Origin of the sequence: Trichocoleus sp. FACHB-6, assembly GCF_014695815.1 — a bacterium.
Taxonomy (GTDB): Bacteria; Cyanobacteriota; Cyanobacteriia; order Cyanobacteriales; family FACHB-T130; genus Funiculus; species Funiculus sociatus.
Genome location: NZ_JACJOY010000013.1, coordinates 1 through 25520 on the forward strand (window position 1 = coordinate 1; position 25520 = coordinate 25520).

At 44.9% G+C, this 25520-nt stretch carries 21 protein-coding genes and 1 pseudogene; 14 read left to right on the forward strand and 8 right to left on the reverse strand.

Annotated elements, in window-relative coordinates; all coding sequences use genetic code 11:
* Nucleotides 1-89: pseudogene (locus tag H6F66_RS02170) on the forward strand (IS1 family transposase); the annotation flags it as partial.
* A 95-nt stretch (nt 90-184) separates the two neighbouring features.
* On the opposite strand, the gene H6F66_RS02175 reads toward H6F66_RS02170, so the two are convergent.
* From H6F66_RS02175 to purE, 3 genes are all read right to left on the reverse strand, one after another.
* A complete protein-coding gene (locus H6F66_RS02175; RefSeq protein WP_199295309.1) occupies nt 185-1012 on the reverse strand; it encodes an SGNH/GDSL hydrolase family protein in 828 nt (275 codons plus the stop codon).
* 365 nt (nt 1013-1377) lie between these two features.
* Nucleotides 1378-2988, reverse strand: a complete 1611-nt coding sequence (locus H6F66_RS02180; RefSeq protein WP_190417781.1) for an ammonium transporter — start codon at nt 2986-2988, stop codon at nt 1378-1380.
* 514 nt (nt 2989-3502) lie between these two features.
* Complete coding sequence (gene purE / locus H6F66_RS02185) at nt 3503-4024, reverse strand: 5-(carboxyamino)imidazole ribonucleotide mutase (protein WP_190417783.1); 522 nt, start codon at nt 4022-4024, stop codon at nt 3503-3505.
* Between the two features lie 28 nt (nt 4025-4052).
* Between purE and nagA the strand changes: the two genes are divergently transcribed.
* From nagA to H6F66_RS02210, 5 genes are all read left to right on the forward strand, one after another.
* On the forward strand, nt 4053-5264 hold the full coding sequence (gene nagA / locus H6F66_RS02190; RefSeq protein ID WP_347269322.1) for an N-acetylglucosamine-6-phosphate deacetylase: 1212 nt from the start codon (nt 4053-4055) through the stop codon (nt 5262-5264).
* A gap of 213 nt (nt 5265-5477) precedes the next feature.
* Entirely contained in the window at nt 5478-6164 is a 687-nt protein-coding gene (gene bchM / locus H6F66_RS02195; protein WP_190417785.1) for a magnesium protoporphyrin IX methyltransferase, read from the forward strand.
* Nucleotides 6165-6203: 39 nt separating this feature from the next.
* On the forward strand, nt 6204-6623 hold the full coding sequence (locus tag H6F66_RS02200; protein WP_190417788.1) for a hypothetical protein: 420 nt from the start codon (nt 6204-6206) through the stop codon (nt 6621-6623).
* Between the two features lie 45 nt (nt 6624-6668).
* A complete protein-coding gene (locus H6F66_RS02205; RefSeq protein WP_190417790.1) occupies nt 6669-7046 on the forward strand; it encodes a DUF423 domain-containing protein in 378 nt (125 codons plus the stop codon).
* 94 nt (nt 7047-7140) lie between these two features.
* Nucleotides 7141-7749, forward strand: a complete 609-nt coding sequence (locus H6F66_RS02210) for a transglutaminase family protein (protein ID WP_190417792.1) — start codon at nt 7141-7143, stop codon at nt 7747-7749.
* Between the two features lie 86 nt (nt 7750-7835).
* Here H6F66_RS02210 and H6F66_RS02215 read toward each other — a convergent pair whose 3' ends face one another.
* From H6F66_RS02215 to H6F66_RS02225, 3 genes are read right to left on the reverse strand one after another with little or no spacing between them, the layout of a single operon-like run.
* Nucleotides 7836-8606 (reverse strand): nucleotidyltransferase domain-containing protein, encoded by a 771-nt coding sequence (locus tag H6F66_RS02215; RefSeq protein WP_190417794.1) that lies wholly within the window; start codon nt 8604-8606, stop codon nt 7836-7838.
* Between the two features lie 58 nt (nt 8607-8664).
* Complete coding sequence (locus tag H6F66_RS02220; protein WP_190417796.1) at nt 8665-9012, reverse strand: DUF6717 family protein; 348 nt, start codon at nt 9010-9012, stop codon at nt 8665-8667.
* A gap of 58 nt (nt 9013-9070) precedes the next feature.
* On the reverse strand, nt 9071-9976 hold the full coding sequence (locus H6F66_RS02225; protein ID WP_190417798.1) for a nucleotidyltransferase domain-containing protein: 906 nt from the start codon (nt 9974-9976) through the stop codon (nt 9071-9073).
* Nucleotides 9977-10168: 192 nt separating this feature from the next.
* Between H6F66_RS02225 and egtC the strand changes: the two genes are divergently transcribed.
* From egtC to egtD, 3 genes are all read left to right on the forward strand, one after another.
* The gene (gene egtC / locus H6F66_RS02230) at nt 10169-10960 is read left to right on the forward strand and encodes an ergothioneine biosynthesis protein EgtC (protein ID WP_190417799.1); all 792 of its coding nucleotides are present in this window, start codon (nt 10169-10171) and stop codon (nt 10958-10960) included.
* Nucleotides 10932-12194: an ergothioneine biosynthesis protein EgtB gene (gene egtB / locus H6F66_RS02235; RefSeq protein WP_190417801.1), complete on the forward strand. Its 1263-nt coding sequence runs from the start codon at nt 10932-10934 to the stop codon at nt 12192-12194. The genes egtC and egtB overlap by 29 nt, the downstream gene beginning before the upstream one ends.
* 238 nt (nt 12195-12432) lie before the next feature.
* On the forward strand, nt 12433-13482 hold the full coding sequence (gene egtD, locus H6F66_RS02240; RefSeq protein WP_190417803.1) for an L-histidine N(alpha)-methyltransferase: 1050 nt from the start codon (nt 12433-12435) through the stop codon (nt 13480-13482).
* 268 nt (nt 13483-13750) lie between these two features.
* On the opposite strand, the gene H6F66_RS02245 is transcribed toward egtD, so the two are convergent.
* A complete protein-coding gene (locus tag H6F66_RS02245) occupies nt 13751-15514 on the reverse strand; it encodes an alpha/beta hydrolase (RefSeq protein WP_199295304.1) in 1764 nt (587 codons plus the stop codon).
* A 227-nt stretch (nt 15515-15741) separates the two neighbouring features.
* On the reverse strand, nt 15742-16848 hold the full coding sequence (locus tag H6F66_RS02250) for a precorrin-8X methylmutase (protein ID WP_190417805.1): 1107 nt from the start codon (nt 16846-16848) through the stop codon (nt 15742-15744).
* A gap of 257 nt (nt 16849-17105) precedes the next feature.
* Between H6F66_RS02250 and H6F66_RS02255 the strand changes: the two genes are divergently transcribed.
* From H6F66_RS02255 to H6F66_RS02275, 5 genes are all read left to right on the forward strand, one after another.
* Entirely contained in the window at nt 17106-19031 is a 1926-nt protein-coding gene (locus H6F66_RS02255; RefSeq protein ID WP_190417807.1) for a heavy metal translocating P-type ATPase, read from the forward strand.
* Nucleotides 19032-19247: 216 nt separating this feature from the next.
* Entirely contained in the window at nt 19248-20036 is a 789-nt protein-coding gene (gene modA / locus H6F66_RS02260; protein WP_190417809.1) for a molybdate ABC transporter substrate-binding protein, read from the forward strand.
* A gap of 196 nt (nt 20037-20232) precedes the next feature.
* Nucleotides 20233-22017: a molybdate ABC transporter permease subunit gene (gene modB, locus H6F66_RS02265; protein WP_190417811.1), complete on the forward strand. Its 1785-nt coding sequence runs from the start codon at nt 20233-20235 to the stop codon at nt 22015-22017.
* Between the two features lie 785 nt (nt 22018-22802).
* Nucleotides 22803-25112 carry an ATP-binding protein gene (locus H6F66_RS02270; protein WP_190417812.1) on the forward strand — a complete coding sequence of 770 codons (2310 nt, stop codon included), beginning with the start codon at nt 22803-22805 and terminating at the stop codon, nt 25110-25112.
* Nucleotides 25057-25503, forward strand: coding sequence for a response regulator (locus H6F66_RS02275; protein ID WP_190417814.1), 447 nt, complete (start codon nt 25057-25059; stop codon nt 25501-25503). Before H6F66_RS02270 ends, H6F66_RS02275 begins: the two co-directional genes overlap by 56 nt.
* Nucleotides 25504-25520: the final 17 nt, after the last annotated feature.

Below are 25520 nucleotides of genomic sequence, written 5' to 3' on the forward strand. Positions count from 1 at the left end.
GCTATTCCAAATCCGAAGAAATGCTGAGACATTCAATCCGCTTGTTACTTCACTACTTGAGATTTTGGGATGTCCCAATTCCTGCTTGATTCCTCCCATTATTCAGCAACGCCAGGTAAATTACTCTCGCTTCCTCGTTCCCAGACTGAGGATGAGAACGAGAGGAAGGAGAGGAAGGAGAATTTTAATTGATTTTGGCATTGGCGGGTTCTAGTTGCAGCCCCATGAACAGCACAAGCGCCGAACGCCAGACTAAATAGCCTTGAGAATTCAGGTGTAAGCCATCGGTAGTCAAATCGAGTTGCAAATCGCCTTGAGAATTGCTAAAGAGGGGATACAGGTTGAGATAATTGACACCTTCCGAACGTGCGATCGCTTCTAGTTGTTGGTTAATCTTGCGGATGCGACTGTTGGGGACTTCAGACAAGCGATCGCGTGCGCGAAAGGTTGACCTAGCTCCACTGTGGGGCAAAATCGACTGAATCACAATCTCGGCTTGGGGATGAACTCGCCGCAGATAGCGGATAATCCGTCGCTGATTCGCCAAAATTGTCTGGTCTTTCCCTCCCCGAAGCAGATCGTTAATGCCAATCATTACAAAAATCGTACTCGGTTCAGTTTGGTCAAATACATATAATCGGTTGAGCAACCCAGCCGAAGTATCGCCAGAAATTCCCTGATTTAGCCAAGTGCGATCGCGCCTAGTCCCCGAAGGAGCATCCCTTGGCAATAGCTCAGGAGGAAACCATAAACTGAGGGAATCCCCAGCTAGGACGGTTAAATTTGGCGGTTGTTTTGCTGCTATTACCTCAGCTTCTCGCCCCAGCAAAGCCACCCATTGTTGATAAGACAACTGGTGGCGTTGTCCTAAGGTTGGTTGGGGAGCAAGGGTTTTACTCATCAGGCTGGTAGAGAGATCCGGCGGGGTTTGCATCTGCGATGTAGAATCGCTAGCTTGAAATCTGGCTGGTAGCCACCGATCCCGATTCAGCAACAGGATCGTTGTTAGCATTAGCAGCCCATTAGTAGCCAGGGAGATGAAAGCCCAAGCCGGAATCAAGGTTTTGGAGCGGGTAGACACACTTCTCAAATTCAGCAGAGTTTGAATTTGATTTTAAAGGCTATCAGCAATAAATTTGTTTAGTTTCACTCACTCGTAAAACTCATCCCCCCTGCGAATTCCTCTCCATCATGTTTGGTGATAGCCATCCCTTGCATTTAGGCTTCTGGTTCGGGTTGCAGACCGACTGTAGCATTTAGGATTTTGAGAATGATGAAGATGCCAGAGCCATAATATACGCGATCGCTCCCAGAAAAAGAAAAAGGCAAAAGAAAAAATTCTTTTGCCTTTTCCCTTATACTTATTATCCTTTGCCCTTACTTGGCATACTCTCCCGGTGAATTTGGCATTCCACCGTGCTTACCAGTATCAGCAAAACCACCTGCGCCTGTCTCTTTGACAAATCCGCTGTAGGCTTCCATACCGTGTTCGCCGATATCCAAGCCTTCAAACTCCTCTTCAGGCTTAACTCGGATACCAAGGGTTGCCTTAAGCACCATCCACAAGATTGTACTCAGTAGAACTGTCATGCCGCCTACTGAAACAACGCCAATCAGCTGAGTGATGAACTGTCCAGGGCCACCACCCAAAAGTAACCCTTTCGCTGGGCCAAGACCTTCGCCGTACCAGGAGTAGACACCAGGGCCGACACTGAATAGACCCACTGCCAAACTACCCCAAATACCACAGACAAGGTGAACCGAAGTAGCACCCACTGGGTCATCAATCTTCCGCTTGTCAAAGAAGGTGACAGCAAAAACTACCACAACTCCGGCAATCAAACCAATTATCAAAGCACTACCAATGCTGATGAAAGCACAGGCGGCTGTAACCCCCACCAAGCCAGCCAAGATGCCGTTGATAATCATCGACAGATCCGGCTTACCAAGATACAACCAAGCTGTAACTGTAGCGGCGATTCCACCCGCAGCTGCCCCCATGTTGGTTGTCAGGGCAATGTGGGTAATGGCATTGGGATCGGCAGCCATTGTGGAGCCTGGGTTGAAACCAAACCAGCCCAACCAGAGAATTAAACAGCCCAAGGTAGCAATGCTTAGATTGTGACCTGGGAAAGCAACACTCTGCCCGTCTTGATATTTTCCTAGCCGCGGCCCTAAGAATGCGGCTCCCATCAAAGCTGCCCAACCACCAACCGAGTGAACTACAGTTGAGCCGGCAAAATCCCAAAATCCTCGCGATTGTAGCCAGCCACCACCCCAAATCCAGTGTCCGGTGATTGGGTAGATAATACCTACGAGTATGAGGCTAAAGATTAAGAAGTCAACAAACTTAATCCGTTCCGCAACTGCTCCAGAAACAATTGTGGCGGCGGTTCCGGCAAATACTAGCTGGAACAAAAACTTAGCAGCTAGAGGGACACCAGCCCATTTGAGAGAGCTAAAGACGCCTTGATAGGCATCGTTTGTGGCGGGACTGTTATCGGCTCCACCTAAGAAAAATCCATTGAGTCCGATGAAGGGGTTACCATCTCCGAACATCAAGCCAAAACCAATTGCCCAAAAAGCAACGGTAGCCAAAGCAAACACGATCAAGTTCTTGGCCAGAACGTTGACGGCGTTTTTCTGGCGGCAAAAGCCAGTTTCCAACATACAAAAACCAGCGTTCATAAAGAACACTAGGAAGGCAGCGATCGCTACCCACAAAGTATCCAATGCTACCTTTAGCTCCGCCGTTGTCGGGCCAGCGGCTGCCGGAGCATCTTGAGCAACTGCCGAGTAACCCCACAGCATCACAATGACTGTAGCTATAGGAATGCAAGCTTGCCAACTCGGAGTTAACCTCTTAACAGCAGTCTGTAACTGCTTCCACATCATGGCGCTCCGAGGGGAGTAAGGTAGCCCATTTGAAGAAAGTCGCTTACTTTTAGTCCTCGACTTCTTCTTTTTTATCTTTAGTCTAGAGATCATCAGTGCAGTTTCCTTGCCGCTTAAAACACATCCAACAGTTTCGCAATCGGGGTAAATCTAGCCCTCTGAAGCGGTAAATGACCTATTTGTAGAAACAACCCCACAGGGATTCAAGACGCTATTGGCGTTTGGAAAAATTGTAATTTTGCCTTTTAAGTCCTTAGATTTTGTATTTTCTTCATTACAAATTCTGTATAATAGAATACAAATACTTATGTCAGACTTTAGAGAGTTGACCAAAAAAGGATTTTCCCAAAGTCCTAGCCATAGGCAGTTGTAGCCTGTAGCTAAAATATATCTTTAGGAGGATGAACAAATTTTAGAATAAAATACTACAGTATCTTTCACTCATTGAGTGTAAATTTTTATAGAGAACCGATTAGGTAAAAATTTTTAATAATTCTTCTGATTGCCGCACAAAAATGTTGTACGATTTTGATTGAATCGTGCAACGCTTAAATTTATAAAACTTGCTACCGGCAAGGGTTTCACAATCCTTGCATAAGAATTCCTATTAAAGCATTTCCTTTAAATACTGCTTGTAGCCCAGTTCCTCTAACCGCCCTTGCTTTTCCATAACAGATTGGGCTAAATTTTGGCGATACTGCTGGACTCGTTCTAGTAATTCTGGCTGGTGGGAAGCTAATATTTGCACAGCCAATAAACCAGCATTCTTAGCATTGCCAATAGCGACAGTAGCGACGGGAATTCCCCCTGGCATTTGCACGATGGAATAGAGAGAATCGACACCCTGCAAATGACGGCTAGTTACTGGCACTCCAATCACAGGCAAGGGTGTTAAAGCAGCAACCATTCCCGGCAGATGGGCAGCGCCACCAGCACCAGCGATAATAACTTTAATACCGCGTTGGTGGGCGTGTTGGGCATATTCTACCATGCGTTCAGGGGTGCGGTGGGCGCTGACGATCGCTACTTCGCAGTTAACGCTGAATTCTTCACAGACTGCGATCGCGTCTTGCATAGTGGGCAAATCGGAATCGCTGCCCATGATAATACCAACTAGGGGTTGAGTCATGCGATTTTAGATTTGGGATAATCGAATTGTGAATATTATCAACGTTAGACTGCCTGGATATCAAGGATTACAGGAAATTTCCGTTACACAAGGCACAATTGAAAGAATCTCACCGATGCGCGTCTTTGAAAAAGGAATGCGATCACCAGATGGACTCTTAGATGTAGGAGGCGAGTGGCTTTCTCTGGGAGGTGTGGATTTGCAGATTAACGGGGCGCTAGGGTTAGCATTTCCAGAGGTTAATTTAGAAAATAGCCATAAAATACCCGAAATTTCTAAATTATTGTGGGAACAGGGTGTAGATGGATTTTTGCCCACTATCGTCACGACATCAGTAGAGAATATACAGCGATCGCTATCCATTTTCGCTGATGCCTCCGCCCAGCAGAACGATAAAACCAGCGCCCAGATTTTGGGAGTTCATCTAGAAGGGCCATTTCTGAATTACCAAAAGCGCGGCGCACACCCAGCAGAGTATTTATTGCCCCTGACAATTGACAACGTGAAGCGAATCTTAGGGGATTACGCCAGTATTGTCAAAGTAATTACCTTGGCACCAGAATTAGATGAAACTGGAGAAGCAATAGAGTATTTGCGATCGCTTGGCATTACCATCAGTCTCGGACACTCCCAAGCTACAGAAACACAAGCGCAACGTGCCTTTAACACGGGTGCAACAATGGTGACTCATGCCTTCAACGCCATGCCCAGTTTACATCACCGAGAACCCGGATTACTCGGAGCAGCAATCGTCCATCCTGACGTAATGTGTGGTTTAATTGCCGATGGTCAGCACGTCTCCCCGACAATGATCAAGATGCTGCTATGCGCCAGCAACTACGAAAAAGGCATATTTTTAGTTAGCGACGCATTATCACCATTGGGGCTACAGGACGGTATTTACCCGTGGGATACTCGGCAAATAGAAGTAAAAAATGGTACAGCAAGACTACCAGATGGCACCCTTTCCGGGACAACATTACCGCTGTTGGTCGGAGTGCAGAATTTAGTCAAGTGGGGGTGTCAAATAGAGGATGCGATCGCTTTAGCAACCATAGCACCCCGTCGCGCCATAGGGTTGCTTAAAGAACCATCAAAACGCGATCGCCAAAAAAACAATCAAACCAGCCCCTACCTCAGCCAATCCGTCAATCAACTGCTGCGCTGGCATTTAGATGAATTCGGCGAACTCACATGGAAACGATTACAACCCCGTCCCGTCAACCGGGAGAGGCTTTGATACGGCTACCGACTCATCTCTTCCTCTGCGTTCTCCGTGCCTCTGTGGTTCATTTCACACTGCTGATTTGCAGCCTACAAAACTCTTCCTCTCTTCCTCCCTTGTCCTTCGTTGTCTAACGGCTGTCGCCTTCGCTTATGCGATTCCATTTCCCACTGTCCTCGGAGAATGGTAACTTAGAGCGTTGGGAACAGTTAAACAAAAACCAATTTCATGAACGCAGCAGACGACAAAACGATAGTAAAAGACTACTTCAACTCCACCGGATTCGATCGGTGGCGGCGCATCTACGGCGACGGCGAAGTTAACAAAGTCCAACTAGACATCCGTGAAGGACATCAGCAGACAGTTGATACCGTCATCAGCTGGCTGACAGACGATGGCAATTTAGCAACTCTCTCCATTTGCGATGCGGGATGTGGTGTTGGTAGCCTCAGCATTCCCCTCGCCCAAGCTGGTGCCAAACTCTACGCCAGCGACATCTCCGAAAAAATGGTAGGAGAAGCTAAAGAAAGAGCCGAAGCACTTTTAGGCAACAATAGCAATCCTACCTTCACAGTGCAGGATTTGGAAACATTGAGCGGCAAATATCACACCGTGATTTGTCTGGATGTGTTAATTCACTATCCCCAAGACAAAGCCGCCGAGATGATTTCCCATCTCTGTTCTATGGGAGAATCTCGGATAATTCTCAGCTTTGCACCGAAAACTTTAGCCCTCAGTTTGCTTAAGAAAATCGGCAGTTTCTTCCCAGGCCCCAGCAAAGCAACTCGCGCTTACCTGCACCGCGAAGCTGATGTCGTGAAGATTCTGGAAAGTAACGGTTTTGTGATTCAGCGCAAAGCAATGACTAAGACTCGCTTTTATTTTTCCCGCCTACTGGAAGCTACTCGAAACTGAGGTTAAGATCGCGGCAGTCTTGAATATATCAACTGCCCTATGAAGCTGATTAAGAAACTATCTGCGGGTTTATTACTTACCTTTGGCGGTCTGGTTCTATTAGTCCCGTTAATCGTTTTTACGATGCCAAATCAGGATGCTAGCCCGGAGGATAAGCAGGAAGATAGAGATGCTGCTTTAGGAGGTTTAGTTTTAGGGCTACCCGCAGTAGCTTTGGGAGGATGGCTGGTAAGGGGATTGCAAAAACAACACTCCAAAGAAACACGCGATCGCCTCCAGTCTATCTTTTATCAGCTCATCCAAGACGGCGACGGCACGATTACAACATTGCGCTTTGCAGCAGAGGCGCAGCTATCAGGAAAAGAAGCCAAGCAGTATTTAGATGAAAAAGCGAAAGAGTTCGATGCCAATTTTGATGTTAATTCAGAGGGAGGAATTTCCTATCGATTCAATCTTTAGGATTTAAAATTGAAGAGAACTAACTCTTAGGACTCGGCTGAGAAAATGACGCGGATTTTTTTGAGTATAGCCGCTATCCTCGGCGCTACATCTGTCGCCTTTGGTGCTTTTGCTGCCCATGCTTTAAGGGACAAACTAACTGAAAGGGCGACAGAAATTTTTGAAACTGGCGCTCGTTATCAGATGTATCACGCTTTGGCGCTGTTACTGGTAGCATTATTATTAAGCCGTGCCGAAGCAGCACAATCAAGCCTGGTGGCGGCTGGATATGCCTTCATCGTCGGCGTGGCGTTGTTCTCTGGTAGTTTGTATGCTTTGAGTCTTACAGGTTTCAAATGGCTGGGAGCAATTACTTCACTGGGAGGAGTAGCATTTATTGTAGGCTGGGTTTGTCTGTTTGTCGCCGCCCTCAGTTTTAAATAATTAACACAATCCACGACTTTTTCTTAGCCCCCCTTTTCGAGGGGCTGGGGGATAGAATATTGTAGCCTTGCTCAATACAATTAGTATAAATCCAATGAAATTAATACCTGAAGTTAATAACCTCAAAGAATATCTAGCACCATCAGAAGTCATCGACCATAACATAGAAAGCATACAAAATATCGCCAAAAAATTAGCTGCCAATAATGAAAATGATGATATTCATTTAGCTAAAACTGTATATGAATATGTTCGAGATAAAATCTCCCATTCATTCGATATAAACAGCGATACCGTCACCTGCAATGCTTCCGATGTCTTGAAATACAAACAAGGTATTTGCTATGCAAAATCACATCTACTAGCTGCTATATTACGATATTTAGGAATCCCCACCGGACTTTGCTATCAAAAGCTTATTTTAGATGATACTGATAAACCGTTGTTCACCTTACATGGTTTGAACGCAATTTATTTGAAAAGTTTAAAGAGATGGATTAGAGTTGATGCCCGTGGAAATAAAGAAGGGGTAGCAGCAGAATTTAGTATTGATACAGAAATGCTTGCATTTTTTGTGAGGGAAGAACTAGGCGAGAGAGATTACCCCACGATTTATGCCAAAGCGAATAAAACCGTTATTAAATCTCTAAAGAATAGTAATAACCGTGAAGATTTAATTAAAAATTTGCCTCTTGAATTATAATTATACCTATTAATTGTAGGTTGGTTTGAGCGGTAGCGAAACCCAACGCCCACAAGTATTTGTTTGGTGAGATTCCTCAACTAAACCTACCCTAACTTGTTTGTAAAAGATGCTAATCGTACCCTTACGAGCAAGTCATTTAGCGCAGGCTTGGCAGAAGGTGATTCCGGTAGGGTACTGCTTTGACTCGCCTTGTCTAATTGACCTAACAATCGTTGATATTCGCTCAGATGAAATGCCATATCAGCATCTTCCAAAACAGATTTTTCTGCTCCTGCTAACTTCCGCTCAATCAGGTCAGGAATGTAAGGCAATTTGAATAATTCATTCAACTGCACTAAATTGGCTTCGATTACACCCGTTTGCATCAGATAAATGCCAGTTAATAACACCCGATAAACATAAAGAAGGGGTTTAACTCGCCGCAGTTCTTCTTTGGCAAAAAGTTTCCATTGCGTCTGAGCAAAGCCTAAATAATGATGGCTATGATGGCGAGTGATGCAGCCTTTGGCAATGTCTTTCAATTCCTCGTGTTCTGGCGTAGTGTGCAGGATTAAAGGCGAATATAGTTGCTCCAAAACATAGCCATTTTTTTTGAGTGATAGCGAAAAGAACTTTTTGACATCGTGAGTTACCAGGTCAATTTCTAGCTTGTCGCGTAATTCTGAGACTTCAATAGTTTCCCGTCCAGTATCTAAGCCAACAACCTCTGATACTGGCAGAATGTGCGAACCGCGTAAATCGTAATCAGAATCAGGCGACGGGAAACCATACAGATGTGCGCCGCTGATTGTGGCAAATAAAAGCGGGTAGGGTTGGTCAGAAATTACCGGGAGTAGTTGCTGCATTGTCGCCATAATTTATTTGAAGGGTAAGCAGAGCCTCCCACCTTACGTCTGGTAATGAGAAAACTACTTAGGAACGAAGTTTCTCTGCTTTGCAATAAAGTTTCATCGGCGCTTCGCCGAAGTATTTAAACAAAGCCGGACATAACCATCCTTCCATGTTATTCGACTCCCAGCGATACCAGTTGCCATTGTATTCTTGTCTCAACAAAGTTAATTCTGCTTGATATCCGGGGAAAGGGTTTCCAGAAAACAGAAGTTTGAAACCTTTCTCAGCATTGGGAATGTCTTTAACGAGGATATCAATCATTTCCGGAATGCCGCTGACAAATGGCTCCCTTACAAGTCCAACTCGCTCATCATCAAATACCCAAGTATACTCACGATAGGGGAAAATCACCATCATTGCATTAGACATTAAATTAATCTCCTTTCAAATTTCTCTCGAAATTCTTTGTCTTTATAGGGTTTAAAATCTAAACCATGCTTCTACGCGCCTTGATTAAAAAAGCATTAGCTTTTTCATAATCTGGACGCTCTGGCAGAGATGTCACGGCAAAAGCATCATCAAACTGCTTGTGCAAGCTTAAACGCCAAGCGTTGACTTCTTCCCAGGAAACTTCACCATAGCGGATAGACATCAACTGTTGCCGATGTTCTTCGACGCGCACCGGCACAAAACCTTCATTCAGCACCTCGATACCGGATAACAAGACGCGAATTAGGTGCATGGCGTGTTTCCATTTGATGTCGCCTTTGGTGCGGATGTCTTGTTCAAGTTTTTTAAACTGAGACATCACATATCCGTTATATGTCTGATAAACTAACTGAGAGAGAAAAATAGACCGAATTGCCAGTAATTCCTCAACCAGGGGCATCGCCTTTTCTACCAGTGGCGTGTAAAGGCACTCTAAGACGTTTGGATTTGCTTTGAGTGCGAGTGTTAGAAATTTCTGGAGTTCCCAGTAGCATTCCTCGGTGTCTTTGTTGTCCAACTGCTCCGGGAGACCGTAGAGCGACCAGTGCATATCGGCTGGTGGTAAGTATATGCCACGTCGGTCGATGTCGGAGTTGGCATCATCTAGACCGTAAGCTTTAGAACCGACGATACAGCGGTAAATCACATAATCATAAAGGTCGAAATCAGATAAGTAGGCTGCTGGTTGCAAACCTTCTTTTTGCGACTCTTTGCGGATGGTAAGTTCACTTCGGCGCAGGGACGCAACGCTTCCATCGGGAAACTCGACGCGATAGGCGTGGGAGTTGTCTTGAGGTGATTTAATGATAACGCCGACGCTGCCGCGAGTATGCACTGCCTCATCTTGAATATCGACGCGAGTTACTACCTGTGTTCCGACTGGCAAAATTAAGTTGGGATTCATGGGATTGGGGATTGGGGATTGGGGATTGGGGATTGGGGATTGGGGAATTGGAATGGGGAAGAGAAAAAAGTCCCTAGTCCCTAGTCCCTAGTCCCCTTCCCCTCCTATTACCTTTTTTTGCTGCCGTAGCCTAAGAGGACGTGCCTACAATGATTAAGGATTGTAAAAAAGCTGGGAGCGATCGCTTTCTCTATGTGCCGTATACTAGGCTACCTTGGCGCACCGATTATCTTGGACTACCTTTTGTCCAAACCAGAACACTCGCTGATTGTTCAAAGCTACCAACCCCGCGAGATGACCTCTGGCGTTGTCAGTGCTGACGGCTACGGGATTGGCTGGTTTCACCCACAACGCGAGACAGAACCTTTTGTTTACAAAAATTTGCTGCCCATTTGGGATGATATCAATCTCACCAACCTCGGTAGATATATTGAGTCAGGTTGTGTAATGGGTAACGTTCGCAGTGCTACTACTGGTCAGTCAGTGGATTTGAGTAACTGCCAACCGTTTCGAGGGGAGAATCTGTTATTTACTCATAACGGTTTCATCAAAGACTTTCGTAAGACGCTATACAGACCGATTAGGGATCAGTTGAGCGATCGCATCTACCAATCTATCGATGGTACAACCGATTCCGAACATATCTTCGCTCTACTGCTCAATAACTTGGCATCTACCCCTGGTATGACTTTGGAACAAGCAGTTTACAAAACCTTGACTACCATCGCTGAATTAGCCAAAGCTCATCAAACATCAGTTTCTGCCAACCTTATTGTCAGTGACGGACATCGCATGGTCGCCACTCGCTATGCTACTACTTCCCCCGCTCCCTCCCTCTACTGGCTGCGCGACGAGCCTATCTTCCCAAAAGCAGTAGTTATTGCCTCTGAACCGTTGTTTACTAGCAACTGGATTCGTTTCCCAGAAAATACCATTTTGAGCGTGGGAGAAGACCTTGAAGTTCAAATCGATCAATTCTTGTAGAGAGGCAATTTATCAGGGATTGCAGCGCTGCCGTACCGGAACTTTAGCGCTGTTTGAAGGTATAAACCACGACACCTTTTGTCGTCAAGTGCATCCCGACTTCAGCCCCATTGGTTGGCATCTCGGTCACATTGGCTACACCGAGTCTCTTTGGCTACTTAATCGTTGTGCTAGGAAACCGCCTGCGTTCACCGAATATCAACGCTTATTTGCTGCTGATGGCTTACCCAAAGTAGAACGGGTTTATTTACCAACACTTTCCGAAATTTGCAGCTATCTGGACACCGTAAGAGAACAGGTATTAGATTACCTGGAAGTAGCGCCATTAGACGAGCAAGAACGCCTATGGCGCTGGTTAATTCAGCATGAAAGCCAGCATAGCGAAACGGTGAGCTTTGTCCTGCAATTGCAACGCTGGCAGATGCCCCAAGTGGGATCTCTTGTGGCATCTGGCTTGCCTAATCAGGCGCGGGCATCCTACCCACCCCTCAAGCAATCTGAAATGATTGAAATCCCGGCGGGTGAGTTTGCGATGGGTAACGAATCTATCGATGCCCTGGATAATGAACGACCAGTTCACAAAGTATATTTAGACACCTACTGGATTGACCGCTACCCCGTCACCTGCGGGCAATATCGCGAGTTCATCGAAGCGGGAGGCTATCGGGAAACCTGGTGGTGGAGTAATGCTGGGTGGAAATGGCTGTCTGAGAATCCTGTCAATCAGCCGCTATATTGGGCAGAAGACTCAGCTTGGGATAATCACCCTGTCTGCGGTGTCAGCTGGTACGAAGCTGAAGCTTATGCCAGATTTGTTGGGAAGCGTTTGCCAACAGAGGCAGAGTGGGAAAAAGCAGCCAGTTGGGATGAAACAGCCCTTTGCCGTCGCACTTATTCTTGGGGGGAAGAACTAGATGCCCACCGATGCAATCACGATAATGCTGCGGGGCAAACGACACCAGTAGACGCTTATCCCCCTGGGCAAAGTGCTTATGGTTTGCAAGATGCTTTGGGTAATGTTTGGGAGTGGACATCGACTTGGTTTGATGGCTACGACGGGTTTGTAAGTTACCCTTACGCTGGTTATTCCAAGGCTTATTTTGATGGAGAGCATCGGGTGTTGAGAGGTGGCAGCTGGGCGACTCGTCCTTGGGCTTTGCGTTGTAGTTTCCGCAACTGGTATCATCCCGACGTGCGTCAGATTTTGTCTGGGTTTCGCTGTGCTAAGAGTTAATTTATCCTCATTCCTAACCCTTCTCTCCTAGTGGGAGGAGGAGGTTGGGGTGAGGGGGATACTAACGTGGGTTAAGGGCTGAGCGGTTAGCCTAAGCTAAGAATTGACAATAAACAAGCTTAAATTTGAAACATCTAACTAAGGCGGGTTTTTATTCTATCTAGCTTTGTGTTTCACTAGCTGACGGTTGTAGTGAATTGTTTTAAAGAGCGATCGCTCCCACACAAACGGAGGTTTAATGTCAATTTCTAAAACTGCAAGCAGTAAAATTTCTTCCCAGTATACTATTGAAAAACGCTTGCAGATAGAGCATCTACTTAGCCCCACGCCATCAGAGCTAAATAAACTCGATCCGGGTGGCGATGTTGTTCAGGGCTTGACTCAAACTCCCAAAACTCTGCCGCCACGCTATTTCTACGATGACAAAGGTTCACAACTGTTTGAGCAAATCTGCGAGTTGCCTGAATATTATCTAACACGCACAGAAACGGCAATTTTGCAACAGTATGCCGGGGAAATTGCCCAGATGACGGGTGAGTGTGAACTGGTGGAACTGGGAAGCGGTAGTTCTACGAAAACCCGCATTCTGCTAAATGCTTACCAGGACATGGGTAAGAAGCTGCGCTATGTGCCGATTGATGTCAGTGCGGGAATTTTGGAAAGCAGTGCTAGAGAGCTTTTGGTAGACTATCCATCTCTTCAGGTTCATGCTAAGTGCAGCACTTATGAACTGGCATTGGCACGACTGTCCCCAACTGGGCTGTCTAGTCGGATGATATGTTTTATTGGCTCTACATTGGGAAATTTAACTCCCGAAGAATGCGATCGCTTCTTTTCCCAAATTACAAATGCCCTCCAGTCGGGCGAGTATTTGTTATTAGGAATAGACTTAGCCAAACCTAAACATTTGTTGGATGCAGCCTATAACGATAGCTGTGGCGTAACGGCGGCGTTTAATTTGAATATGCTGGAGCATTTGAATCGGCGCTTTGATGGCAATTTTGACATCTCAGAGTTTGAACACTGGGCGTTTTATAACGAAACTCAGCAGCAAATTGAGATGCACTTGAGAAGCAAGCGATCGCAAACTATCCAGCTTCGCGCCCTCGACTTAACAGTTGAGTTTAGCAGTGGCGAGACAATTCTTACCGAAATTTCCCGCAAATTCGATCTCAAAACTATGCAGCAGTATCTCCAGACACAAGGTTTAAAACCGCTGCAAGTTTGGACAGATAAACAGCAGTGGTTTGGCTTATTACTTTGCCAGATGCAACCTTCAGTTTCGTAGGGTATTAACCTCTCCCCAACCCCTACCATGTATACACAAGTCTTGGGTCTAGAGTTTGGGGTTGTAGATCCCCCTTGCATCCCCCCTTAAAAAGGGGGCTTTGACTCTGATTTCCCCCCTTGAAAAAGGGGGTTAGGGGATCGAAAGCTGTAATTGCTAACCAAAACCATTTGTGTATACACGGTAGCTTGTAGGGAAGGGGGTTAGGGGGTTAGGTCTGCCTTAGAAACTTAACCATATTAAGCCTTTGTTGGGTTTCTAGGTACAACTAGCGGAAGCCAGCGATCGCTTGTTCCAACTGAGCTGCTGTCAGAGACTTGATCAGAGTCAGGTTAAATGGATTTTGGCTGATAGCATTGACATAAGGCTGACTCAGGTAGGGACGGTATTCTGGCTGATTACTCAGGTGAGTTTTAAAAAAAGCCGTTGAGAGCGCCCTGAGTTGGGGACGAGCTAAGCCAGGATCTGAACCAATCAATTCTGGTGGGACAGGCAACACCCCTTTTTTTCCGCCAAGATAAGAGAAGTGAGTGGCGTTTTGGGCCATAACCAAGTATTTCTGGCGCGTTGTTAGCCAGGTAAAGGGGAAAATCTGCTCCGGTACTGGTGGCGTAAACAAATCCTCAACACCTGCAACCAGCATGACGGGAACTTGAATTTTACTTAATCCCTCCTGTCCAAAGATAGTGCTACTCAGGGGATTTACTGCCAGCACCGCTTTCACCCGTTCATCTTGCAAATTATAGTTTTGGGGCGGTAAATCGGTGCTTCGACACTGTAGCAGCAGTGACAAATTAAAAGATGTATTGTTCAGTTCAGATTGATTGCACACCTGACGCAGCTTTTCAAAGTTGAGCGCAGCACCCCCAAGAGCTAGAACCGTATAACCGCCAAGCGATTGACCAATTACTCCTACCTGTTGCACATTCAGCTTTCCTTTCCAAGCTGGGTCAGACTCAGATTTTTGCTGGAGTTCATCAAGTAAATATTTGACATCCAAAGGGCGATTGATAAATGTGGTGGGTTGCGGGGGTGTATCGAAACCAGTCAAGAATCGCTGAAACTTTTCGGCACTGGTATCAGGATGCTCCACCAGTGCCACTGCAAAGCCCCAAGATGCTAAATGTTCAGCTAGATAAGCAAAGGTATTGCGGTCTGAGGCAACACCGTGAGAGATGACAATTACAGGGGCAGTCTGGAGTCCTTGGGGCAAGTAAATATCGGCAGGAACGGAAAGTTCCCGGTTTGGGTTGTTAAAGGTGATAGTTTCTTTTCGCCACCTAAATTGTCCTGAAACCCGTAAATCTGGCTGTGCTAAAAATTTTAAAGTCGTTGTTGCTACTTCATCGGCCGCCTGCTGTTGAATGCTGTTGACGATTAAATCCCGCCTTCCGAATAAATAAGACACCTCTCTAATTGCCCGGAGACTTAGTTGCAGGTCTAGGCGGATGGTACGCAGGGGGAACTGATGCAGTATATTTACGAGGGTTAAGCCTTCTGGGTCAGCAGCAGCCTGAACGAAGGCGGATCGTAGGGCATAAAAACCATTTTGGTTGAAATCAGCTTTTAACACTTGCCCCAAACGTCTCAATATTTGTTTTCCAATCGGCGTGTAGGTAAATTGAGAGATAGTAATAGGGCCTACATCCAGGCGTCTTTGCAGTAACTCTCGCAGTACAGCGAGTTGTTCTGGTTTGACACGATTGGCATAAAAGGCAAATTCTGGGGTGATTTTGCCTTCTTTGGCAAAGATTTCCAGGTCTTTAATGGAAATATAGAACTCGCCAAAGGGTGGGTAAAAGAAGGCAATTCTCTCGGCACTGAAAGCAGGAATTGCACTCAAAGCTGTGGAGAGTATTCCCAAGCATAGGGAAAAGAAAAAACGCGAACCCCCCACAGGGGCCGTCCCTTTGGGCGATCGCATCTTTTGAAGCCAACTTCTGTTTTTCTGATGCCCAGCAGGGGAGTTCTGTTGCTTAAATGAGTGCAACGGTTGAGAGGTTTCACGATCTTGACGAGGGGAAGATGCCATCTGGAGATCCAATAAAGTTGATTAGGGGATGCTAGATATCTTCATTGTCTTTACTCCTAGTGCTTTACCCATATCCCCAACTTTAGTGGAGTTTTAAGAGTCCCAAGTTCAGTTAACGCTAAAAATCTAAACCCTGCCTAGGAACGAAACCCAACAAATGCTTCTTTTGTGTTGGGTTTCCCATCCTCAGTCGCAACCTACAACTTAAGAGTCTCCAGCCTCGTTCATCAGCCCAGATAACAGTGGCAGTTTGGCTTCTCGATCAGGGACTCGGCTAAGGCATTCAGGGCGATCGCTGCTAGTAGCCCCCCACCTAAAGTACCAAGGCTGGTTATGAAAGGAATGCCGGAACGCATTAAGCGGCGTTTGGCAGATGGGGCGTGACTAAAGCCAATTGGCATCCCGATAATTAAGGCAGGTTGCAGCTTACCGTTTTCAATTGCTTCGCAAGCTGCCATCAATACTGATGGGGCATAACCTACTACTAGAACACAGTTAGAATTTAGCTGCTGCAATCGTTCCCGCCATTGGCGATGTTGCCAAAATTCGTGTTCTGCTTCGGTGACACTGGTAATGTGGGGGTCATCAATTAAGGTGACAACCTCACAGCCCAGATGCGCTAATCTGGTTTGGTCGAGGCTGGCAAAAACTGGTTTTACATCCGCGACGATTTGGCAACCAGCTTTTATGGCATCACGAACAGCTGCGATCGCATTCTCACTCAGTCGCACAACATCCACTAAACTGACATCGCCACAGGCTAACACCAGTTTCTTAAGTAAATCTACTTCAATTTCTGAGCGATCGCTCAAATCCGGTAACAGGTGTTCTAACGATTCTTGAAATTCTTCTGGATGGGTGTGTGTCGCAGCATCCAAACCGTCCCAAAGTTTTTCTAGTTGCGCGAATCCGGTGATCGTTTCTACTTCCAGTTGTCGCAGTTGGTCGATTGCTTCTAATTGGATATTAAGACATTCGCGATCGCGTCCTAACAATCCTTCCAACGCCGATGCTGTTTGCCGCAACCTTCCCAGATATTGCATCACAGACCGATACTGCTGTTGCAGTTGAGTCATCAGCGAGTCATTTGTCGTCGTCATGCTGTCGGTTGCCAACAACTTTTGGATGTGGGACAGCTGAAATCCTTGTTGCTTCAACGCCACGATCCGCCGCAAGTGTTGTACATCGTGATCGGTGTAGAGTCGGTAATTCCCATGCGATCGCTTAGCAGGTGGCAACAACCCCAAAGTGTGATAATGCCTCACCATCCTGGGAGTAAGACCACCTCCTACCGCCTTGATGAGATTTTTAATCGTCAGGGGGTTACTTGTCATGCCTTTAGTCTAAGTAGGGTGGGCAATACCAAGGATAAGAGCAAAAAGGGAAAATAAAAGCATTATTTTGTTCTTTTTGTTTATTTTGTCTCAATATCCGGGTAATGCCGTCGCCTGCTGTATTTATTATCGCCATGCTAGTCCCTTTCTTTGGGGCGCTTTTTTCTTTTACCTTCTCAATGCCCACCCGTATAAGTTGACATTTACATTAGTGTCAACGTTTACCGTTGTCTAGAAAGGCGATTTCTAGCACCCCAATGACTTCTTCCCTTACCACTCCAAACTTCAACCAACTCCTCAAAGAACATCCAGATGCTATAGCGGCTACTTTGTGCGGTCTACTCGTCTTCCTGGGTTGGCTTTGCCTGCAATTTAGCTGGGTTGGACTTAGTTTATTTCTACTGCCAGCAGCCTATGTAATTGGCGGCTACGAAAGCGCGAAGGAGGGACTAACGACTCTTTTTGAAGAAAAAGAACTCGATGTCGATTTACTAATGATTGTGGCGGCGCTAGGGGCGGCGGGGCTGGGATTTTGGCGACAGGAGTATCACCTGCTTGTTGATGGTGCGGTGCTGATTTTGATTTTTGCCATCAGCGGCGCACTGGAAGGCTACGCTATGCAGAGAACTAATCGGGCAATCCGCAGTTTGATGAGTTTGACACCGGATACTGCCAGAGTGATGTTAAACGGTCAGGAACATGAGGTTTCCATAGATAAATTAAAAGTGGGCGATCGCGTCTTAGTCAAACCCGGAGAATTGATTCCCACTGATAGCATCATCATCGAAGGTGAAAGTAACCTCAACGAAGCATCAATCACAGGCGAGTCATTACCAGTAGAGAAAGCTATTGGCGATGAAGTCTTCGCCGGGACAATTAACGGGACTGGCGCTATTACCCTGAAAGTGCATCAACCCCCAGAAAGTAGTTTAATTCAACGAGTGATTCGTTTAGTACAGCAAGCCCAAACTGAAGCACCTCCGTCGCAGCTATTCATTGAACGCTTTGAGCGTGGATATGCGAAAGTAATTGTGTTGGTGGGGATAGTTTTAGCAATTTTGCCGCGAGTATTATTGAATTGGGATTGGGAAACTACAATTTATCGGGCGTTGATTTTTCTGGTGGTAGCTTCTCCCTGTGCATTGATGGCGGCGATTATGCCGACATTGCTATCAGGAGTGGCAAACGGGGCGCGACAAGGTATTTTATTTAAAAGTGGCACCCAGTTGGAGATAATGGGAAAAGTCAGAGCGATCGCTTTTGACAAAACTGGCACTCTCACCACAGGTAAACCGCAAGTTGTCGAAATTATCCCAGCTTCCGGACAATCAGAAAGTAGCGTATTGCAAATAGCAGGTGCGATAGAAGCATTTTCAGAACATCCTATCGGAAATGCGATCGCCCAAACCGCCCAAGATCATCATCTGAGTGTTCCAACTGCTACTAACGTGCGATCGCAAACAGGTTTTGGGATTATCGGTGAAGTGGACACAAAGCAGGTAAAACTAGGTAAAGCTGCTTTTGTGAAATCGGAAAATTCTGACTTTGCCGAAGATTTGATTAAAGAATGCGATCGCTTAGAATCGGAAGGCAAAACCGTTGTTTGGGTAGCTGCTGACAATCAAATTCTGGGAATCATTGCTATTGCTGACACCCTACGTCCCGCTGCTGCTACAACAGTAAAACGCTTAAAACAGCTAGGCATAGAACAGATTATCATGCTGACTGGTGATAACGAACGCACCGCCAAAAGCGTTGCCCAACAGTTAGGAATAGAGCAAGTTTATGCTGAACTTCTCCCCGAAGATAAAGTATCCGTAATTCACCGTCTGCAACAGCAATATCAAACCGTGGCGATGGTGGGAGATGGGATTAACGATGCACCCGCACTTGCTACAGCATCAGTGGGAATTGCAATGGGAGCAGCTGGCAGCGATGTAGCTTTAGAAACAGCTGATATTGTTTTAATGGCAGACCGTTTAGAAAAATTGTCTCAGGCAATTAATTTAGGTCGTCGTGCGGATAAAATTGTCAAACAAAACATCGTTTTTGCACTCAGTGCCATTGTATTGCTGTTAATCGCTAACTTTACTGCTAATATCACTCTACCTCTAGGCGTGATTGGCCATGAAGGATCTACTGTACTCGTGACGCTAAGTGGTCTAAGATTGCTAAGAAATTAGGCTATCGTGCGATAAATCTGTAGGGACATGGCAATGCCATGTCCCTACCAACGTAGCCCGAACGTCAAAACCGCGATAGATTCCACCCAACTGAGAAACGCTATAGCAGTTCAAAACAAGTTCTAAAATCTTTCATCCTATGTATCCCAGATGAGACATCTGCGACAGATTTAGCAATATTTCAAAATAAATTAATTTTAATAACTCAGATAATCTATGACAAAAAGACGCATTATTATATTTTTCTCCTTACTCCTTGCCACATTAATCATCTTAACCATCCGAGCAAATATTAACACTCCTCTTGTAGCACATAAAAATAATAAATTGCTCGTTTCTGCCGCCGCTAGTTTAAGAGAATCACTCCAAGAAATTCAGCTTCTTTACCCACAAAATAAACAAAATATAAACCTTACTTACAACTTTGGCGCTTCCGGTGCCTTGCAACAACAAATTGAAAATGGTGCGCCAGCGGATGTATTTATTTCTGCTGGTAAAAAGCAAATTGATGCCTTACAAGAAAAGGGACTTATTCTCCCCGATACTCGCCGCAGCCTGCTAACTAATCGCCTAGTTTTGATAGTGCCAAAAAATTCTTCAGAAGTTAGAAGTTTCCGCCAACTGACAAACGCTAAAGTGAAAAGGATTGCTGTTGGAGAACCACGAAGCGTACCAGCAGGACAATACGCTGAAGAAGTCTTCATAAATTTAGGTATTTTGCAGCAAATTAAACCAAAGTTTGTGCTAGGAAACAACGTTCGCCAAGTTTTAGCAGCGGTAGAAAGTGGCAACGTCGATGCAGGTCTTGTTTACGCTACAGACGCGCGAACATCACAGCAGGTAAAACAGATAGCAACAGCAGCAGAAAACTTACATTCCCCGATTGTTTATCCAGTAGCAGTGCTTAAAAATAGCAAAAATATACCTGCGGCTAAAGAGTATATCCAATTTTTATTTAGTAATCAAGCTAGAACGCTATTTCAAAAATATGGATTTGGGATATAGCAATCCTCGGCAGAATTGTGAAAAACGAACCGCTGAGGCGCAGAGGAGGAGGAAAGGGAAAATTTTCTAAATAAGGTAGGATTGCTATAGCCCAATATTTTTGATTTTAATCTCTTTTTATGGAGCCTGGCAACGGGAGAAGGAGTGTAAATTAAGTATAATAGCTTGGCTTACTTTTGCATTAAAAAACTTGCCAATGCCATTTGATATATCTCCTCTATGGATTTCTCTTAAAATTGCTTCAATCGCCACCGTTATTACCTTCTTTCTTGGCATTTTAGCTGCTTACTGGATGCTAGGATATCGAGGAAAATGGAAATCGCTAATTGAGGCAATCTTTATTTTACCCTTGATTTTGCCGCCAACAGTCGTAGGCTTTTTATTACTACTGTTGTTCGGAAAAAATGGTTTTGTGGGAATGCTACTGCCTCTAAATTTTAGCATTGTATTCACTTGGTACGCCGCTGTAATAACTGCTACAGTAGTTGCTTTCCCATTAATGTACAAAACAGCATTGGGAGCATTTGCACAAATTGACGCGAATTTATTAGCAGTAGCTAGAACTCTTGGCGCTTCTGAATGGTCAATTTTTTTGAGAATTAGTTTACCTTTAGCTAGTAAAGGAATTATCGCGGGAACAACGCTGGCTTTTGCCCGTGCTTTGGGAGAATTTGGCGCTACTTTGATGTTAGCTGGCAATATTCCGGGACAAACGCAAACGATTCCAATGGCGATTTATTTTGCGGTGGAAGCGGGGGAAATGAGTGAAGCTTGGTTTTGGGCGGTGGCGATTATGAGTATTTCTTTATTAGCGATCGCATCTGTCAATTTCTGGCAAGATGACCGAAAAAGGCAAAAAAAAGACTTATCCCAATCCCCAATTTCCAATTTCCAATTCCCAATTCCCAATTCTGGACTTTTTGTAGATATTCAAAAGCAACTTTCTGATTTTACCTTAAAAGTTTCCTTCAGCAGCGATGAACAGCCTTTGGGATTGCTGGGCGCTTCTGGCGCTGGTAAAAGTATGATATTGCGCTGTATTGCTGGAATCGAAACACCTACCCAAGGACGGATTGTTTTAAATGGGCGAGTGCTGTTTGACTCAGAACGAGGAATAAATATTCCAAGTCGCGATCGCTGTATCGGTTATTTAGTCCAAAATTACGCCTTATTCCCTCACCTAACTGTTGCTGAAAATATTGTTTTCGGCTTACCAAAAAAGATATCAGTTGCCAAAATTAAACAGCAGGTGGAAGCCCAACTTGCAGCGGTGCAGTTGCAGGGATATTCTCACCGATATCCCCGCGAACTTTCTGGCGGTCAACAGCAGCGAGTTGCTTTAGCAAGGGCTTTGGCAAGTCAACCTGAAGCGCTGCTATTGGACGAACCTTTTTCCGCACTCGATACCCACTTGCGAAGCCAGATAGAACAGCAATTAATCACCAGCTTGGGGAATTATCAGGGCGTTACTTTATTTGTGACGCACAATTTGGAAGAAGCTTATCGGGTTTGTCAAGATTTGCTGGTGCTGGAAAAAGGTAACGCGATCGCTTACAGTTCAAAGCAAAATATTTTTGAGCGCCCAAAGGTTGTAAGCGTTGCCAAATTAACAGGTTGCAAAAACTTTTCTCGCGCCCGAATTAGTGCATCCCAAGAAGTAGAAGCAATAGATTGGGGTTGCACTCTCCGAGTTATCGAACCTATCTCAGATTTGCTCTCCTACGTCGGAATTCGCGCCCATCAAGTAACCTTTACTAAAGACCCGAATCAAGAGAATACTTTCCACTGTTGGTTGGTGAGAACCAGTGAAAGTCCACACCGAATGACTCTATATCTCAAGCTCAACTCTTCCCCCACCACTTCCCACGATTACCATCTGCAAGCAGAAGTTTTTAAAGAAAAATGGGCGGTTCTCAAAGACCAATCTTTCCCCTGGTACGTCCGGTTAGATCCAATGCGGCTAATGTTGTTGGAGGAGTAAATTTACTGTGGAGTTCCTTATAGAAATATATAGGAGTATTTACGAAAGTTTGTAATCTATAATTAGAATATCTTTTTATTTAATATAAAACCAAAAGTTTGCTTTTGTTCAAAGTAACTGTAGGGAATGGGAGCCACGGTTATTCGCGGGCGTGGCGTTTGAGGAACCTGAACTAACAAATCGCATCTTCTAAATTTTTAACTCTAACTGAACCGTATTGTTGTTTAGCCAATTTTGGCAGAACGAGATTTGTACTCAAACATATTGTTTTCCAGAAACTCTCCCCGCCGCCGCTACCCCCGGAAGCGGCGGCAGAAAGATGATAAAACACATTCCGGTCGTACGGCTAAAGATTTCAAAACATCAAGAGGATATTTTCAAGAGTTACAGATTACGAATAAATTGTTACATTGTAAGACACGCAACTAAAGTTGCGTGTCTTACAACTGCATAGTTCAGCCTAGGAATCGTTATTCCGTCGTCTGTCTAGGAAATATAAAAAGAGTAAAAAATTGTCTTATTGCCGCACAATTTTTAACATTTACTATAGGAATGGTAGTTAGATACCTGTGCTATGCTGATGAACGCAAGCAGGTCAGGAAAAAACTGCGAAAGACGGCTAATTAGAGTCAAGAACAAAATTTTTCAGCCCCTGTCCCTCTGCGGCATCAACCAAGTAAATTTTTAACTGGTACGGAAGTTACATTTAGGTATTGTAACCCCGATAGGATTTCATATCCTATCAGTGTTCTAGTTTTTGTTACGCCGGATAATAAAGGAGAATCATGGCGGAAATAGATTTACAAATACAAGATGTTAATTTGGCTAGTTTGGAACAAAAATCAATCCATAATTGTGGTCAAATTCAGCCTCACGGGTTAATCTTCGTTTTGGAAGAACCTGGCCTAAAAATATTACAAGTTAGCAGTAATACATCCAGTGTTTTTGGAATTTCTCCCGAAAATATACTTGGGAAACAACTGGATGAAGTTATCGATCCATTTCAAGTAGAAAGAATTAAAGCCGGACTAGCAGAGGAAACTCTTGATTACATCAACCCTACAAAGGTTTGGATCAGAAAAAAAGGTGATGATTTCTTAGTATTTGATGCAGTTTTTCACCGTAATTCAGACAAATTTTTGATTCTGGAACTGGAGCCAGCAGTTTCCCAAGAAAATATTCCATTTTTAAGCTTTTATCATCTAGCTAGAGCTTCTATCAATCAGCTAGAAGAAACATCAAGTCTCCGGGACTTTTGTAAAATCATTGTCAAAGAGGTGAGAAAAGTCACTGGATTTGACAGAGTGATGCTATATAAATTTGATGATGATGGGCATGGCTCTGTTATTGCTGAAGAAAAACTGGAAAGTATGGAACCTTATCTAGGTCTTCACTACCCAGAGTCAGATATTCCTAAACCAGCGAGAAGATTATTCGCTTCCAATTGGATCAGATTAATACCAGATGCCAATTCTCAGCCTGTTCAAATTTTCCCTGTGAATAATCCGATAAATCAGCGATCGCTAGATTTAACGAACTCCATTCTTAGAAGCGCCTCTCCCTGTCATATACAGTATTTGCACAACATGGGTGTTGGTGCAAGTCTGACTATTTCTTTGATTAAAGACCAAAAACTTTGGGGACTTATTGCTTGTCATCATCAGTCACCAAAGTATGTTTCCTATGAGTTGCGAAAAGCTTGTGAATTCTTAGGAAGAGTAATCTTTTCGGAAGTTTCAGTTAGAGAAGAAACAGAAGACTACGACTATCGCATGAAGTTGACATATATCCAATCAGCTTTGATTGAATATATGTCCCAAGAAGAAAATTTTATCGATGGGTTACTTAAACACCAGCCGAATCTCCTCGATCTTGCCAGCGCTCAAGGAGCAGCCGTGTGTTTTGGTGGGAATTGCACAACTGTCGGAGAGACTCCTAATGAAGAAGACTTGAATTTTTTAGTTCAATGGCTTAAAAATAATGTCAAGGAAGAAGTCTTCTACACAGATTCCCTGGCTCACGTTTACCCTGACGCAGAAAAATTCAAAAACGTCGCCAGTGGTTTACTAGCGATTCCAATTTCTAAGAAAAACTATGTTTTGTGGTTTCGACCAGAAGTAATTCAAACTGTCAATTGGGGAGGCGATCCTAGTAAGGCGTTTGAAGCAACTCACTCAGAGGGAAGCGTACATCTGTCCCCTCGGAAATCATTTGAATTGTGGAAAGAAACGGTTCGTTTAACATCTTTACCCTGGAAACAGGTGGAAATTAAAGCAGCGCTTGAACTGAGAAAGGCAATTATTAACATTGTCCTGCGTCAAGCCGATGAACTCGCTCAGTTAGCTCACGATCTAGAACGTTCCAACGCTGAACTAAAAAAGTTTGCCTACGTCGCCTCCCATGACTTGCAAGAACCGCTAAATCAAGTAGCGAACTATGTGCAGCTGTTAGAAATGCGCTATGAAGAGCAACTTGACCAAGATGCCAAAGAGTTTATTACCTTTGCTGTCGAGGGAGTCAGCCTGATGCAGACGCTGATAGATGATGTGCTGGCATACTCGCGGGTGGATGTGCAGGGTATCGAGTTTGAACTGACGGAGGTAGAGACACCTTTAGAAAGAGCCTTAGGCAATTTGCGGGGACGGATCGCGGAAAGCAAAGCTGTTATTACCCACGATCCTTTGCCAAGCGTCATGGCTGATAGTACGCAGCTGATGCAGTTGTTCCAGAACCTGATTGGCAACGCTATCAAGTTCCGGAGTAACCAGCAGCCAGAAATTCATGTAGGAGTTTCTCGCCAAGAGGATGCGTGGCTATTTTCAGTGCGGGATAACGGCATTGGCATCGATCCGCAGTTTAGCGATCGCATTTTCGTCATCTTTCAACGCCTGCACACGCGGGATGAGTATGCTGGTACAGGCATGGGTCTGGCTATTTGTAAGAAGATTGTAGAGTGCCACCGAGGCAACATCTGGGTAGAGTCGCAGCTTGGTCAGGGTGCGACGTTCTACTTTACGATTCCAGTAGGGGGACGCGATCGTGAGCGTAGAAACGGACGAAAAGCTCAAAACAATCTTTTTGGTGGAGGACAATAAAGCTGATATCCGCTTAATTCAAGAAGCGTTGAAAAATAGCTCGGTGCCGCATCAAGTAATGATTGTCAGGGATGGCATGGATGCTATGGCTTATTTACGTCAGGAAGGCGAGTATGCTGATGCACCTCGCCCAGACCTGATTCTCTTGGATTTGAACTTGCCGAAGAAGGATGGTCGAGAGGTTCTGGCGGAAATTAAAGCCGACCCTAACCTAAAACGCATTCCGGTGGTAGTGCTGACAACTTCAAAAAACGAGGATGACATTTCCCAAAGCTATGAGTTGCACGTAAATTGCTACATCACTAAATCCCGCAATCTCAGCCAGCTTTTCAAAATTGTCAAAGGGATTGAAGAGTTTTGGCTAGAAACCGTCACCCTACCGTCAGAATAAAATTTTGAGTTGTGAGT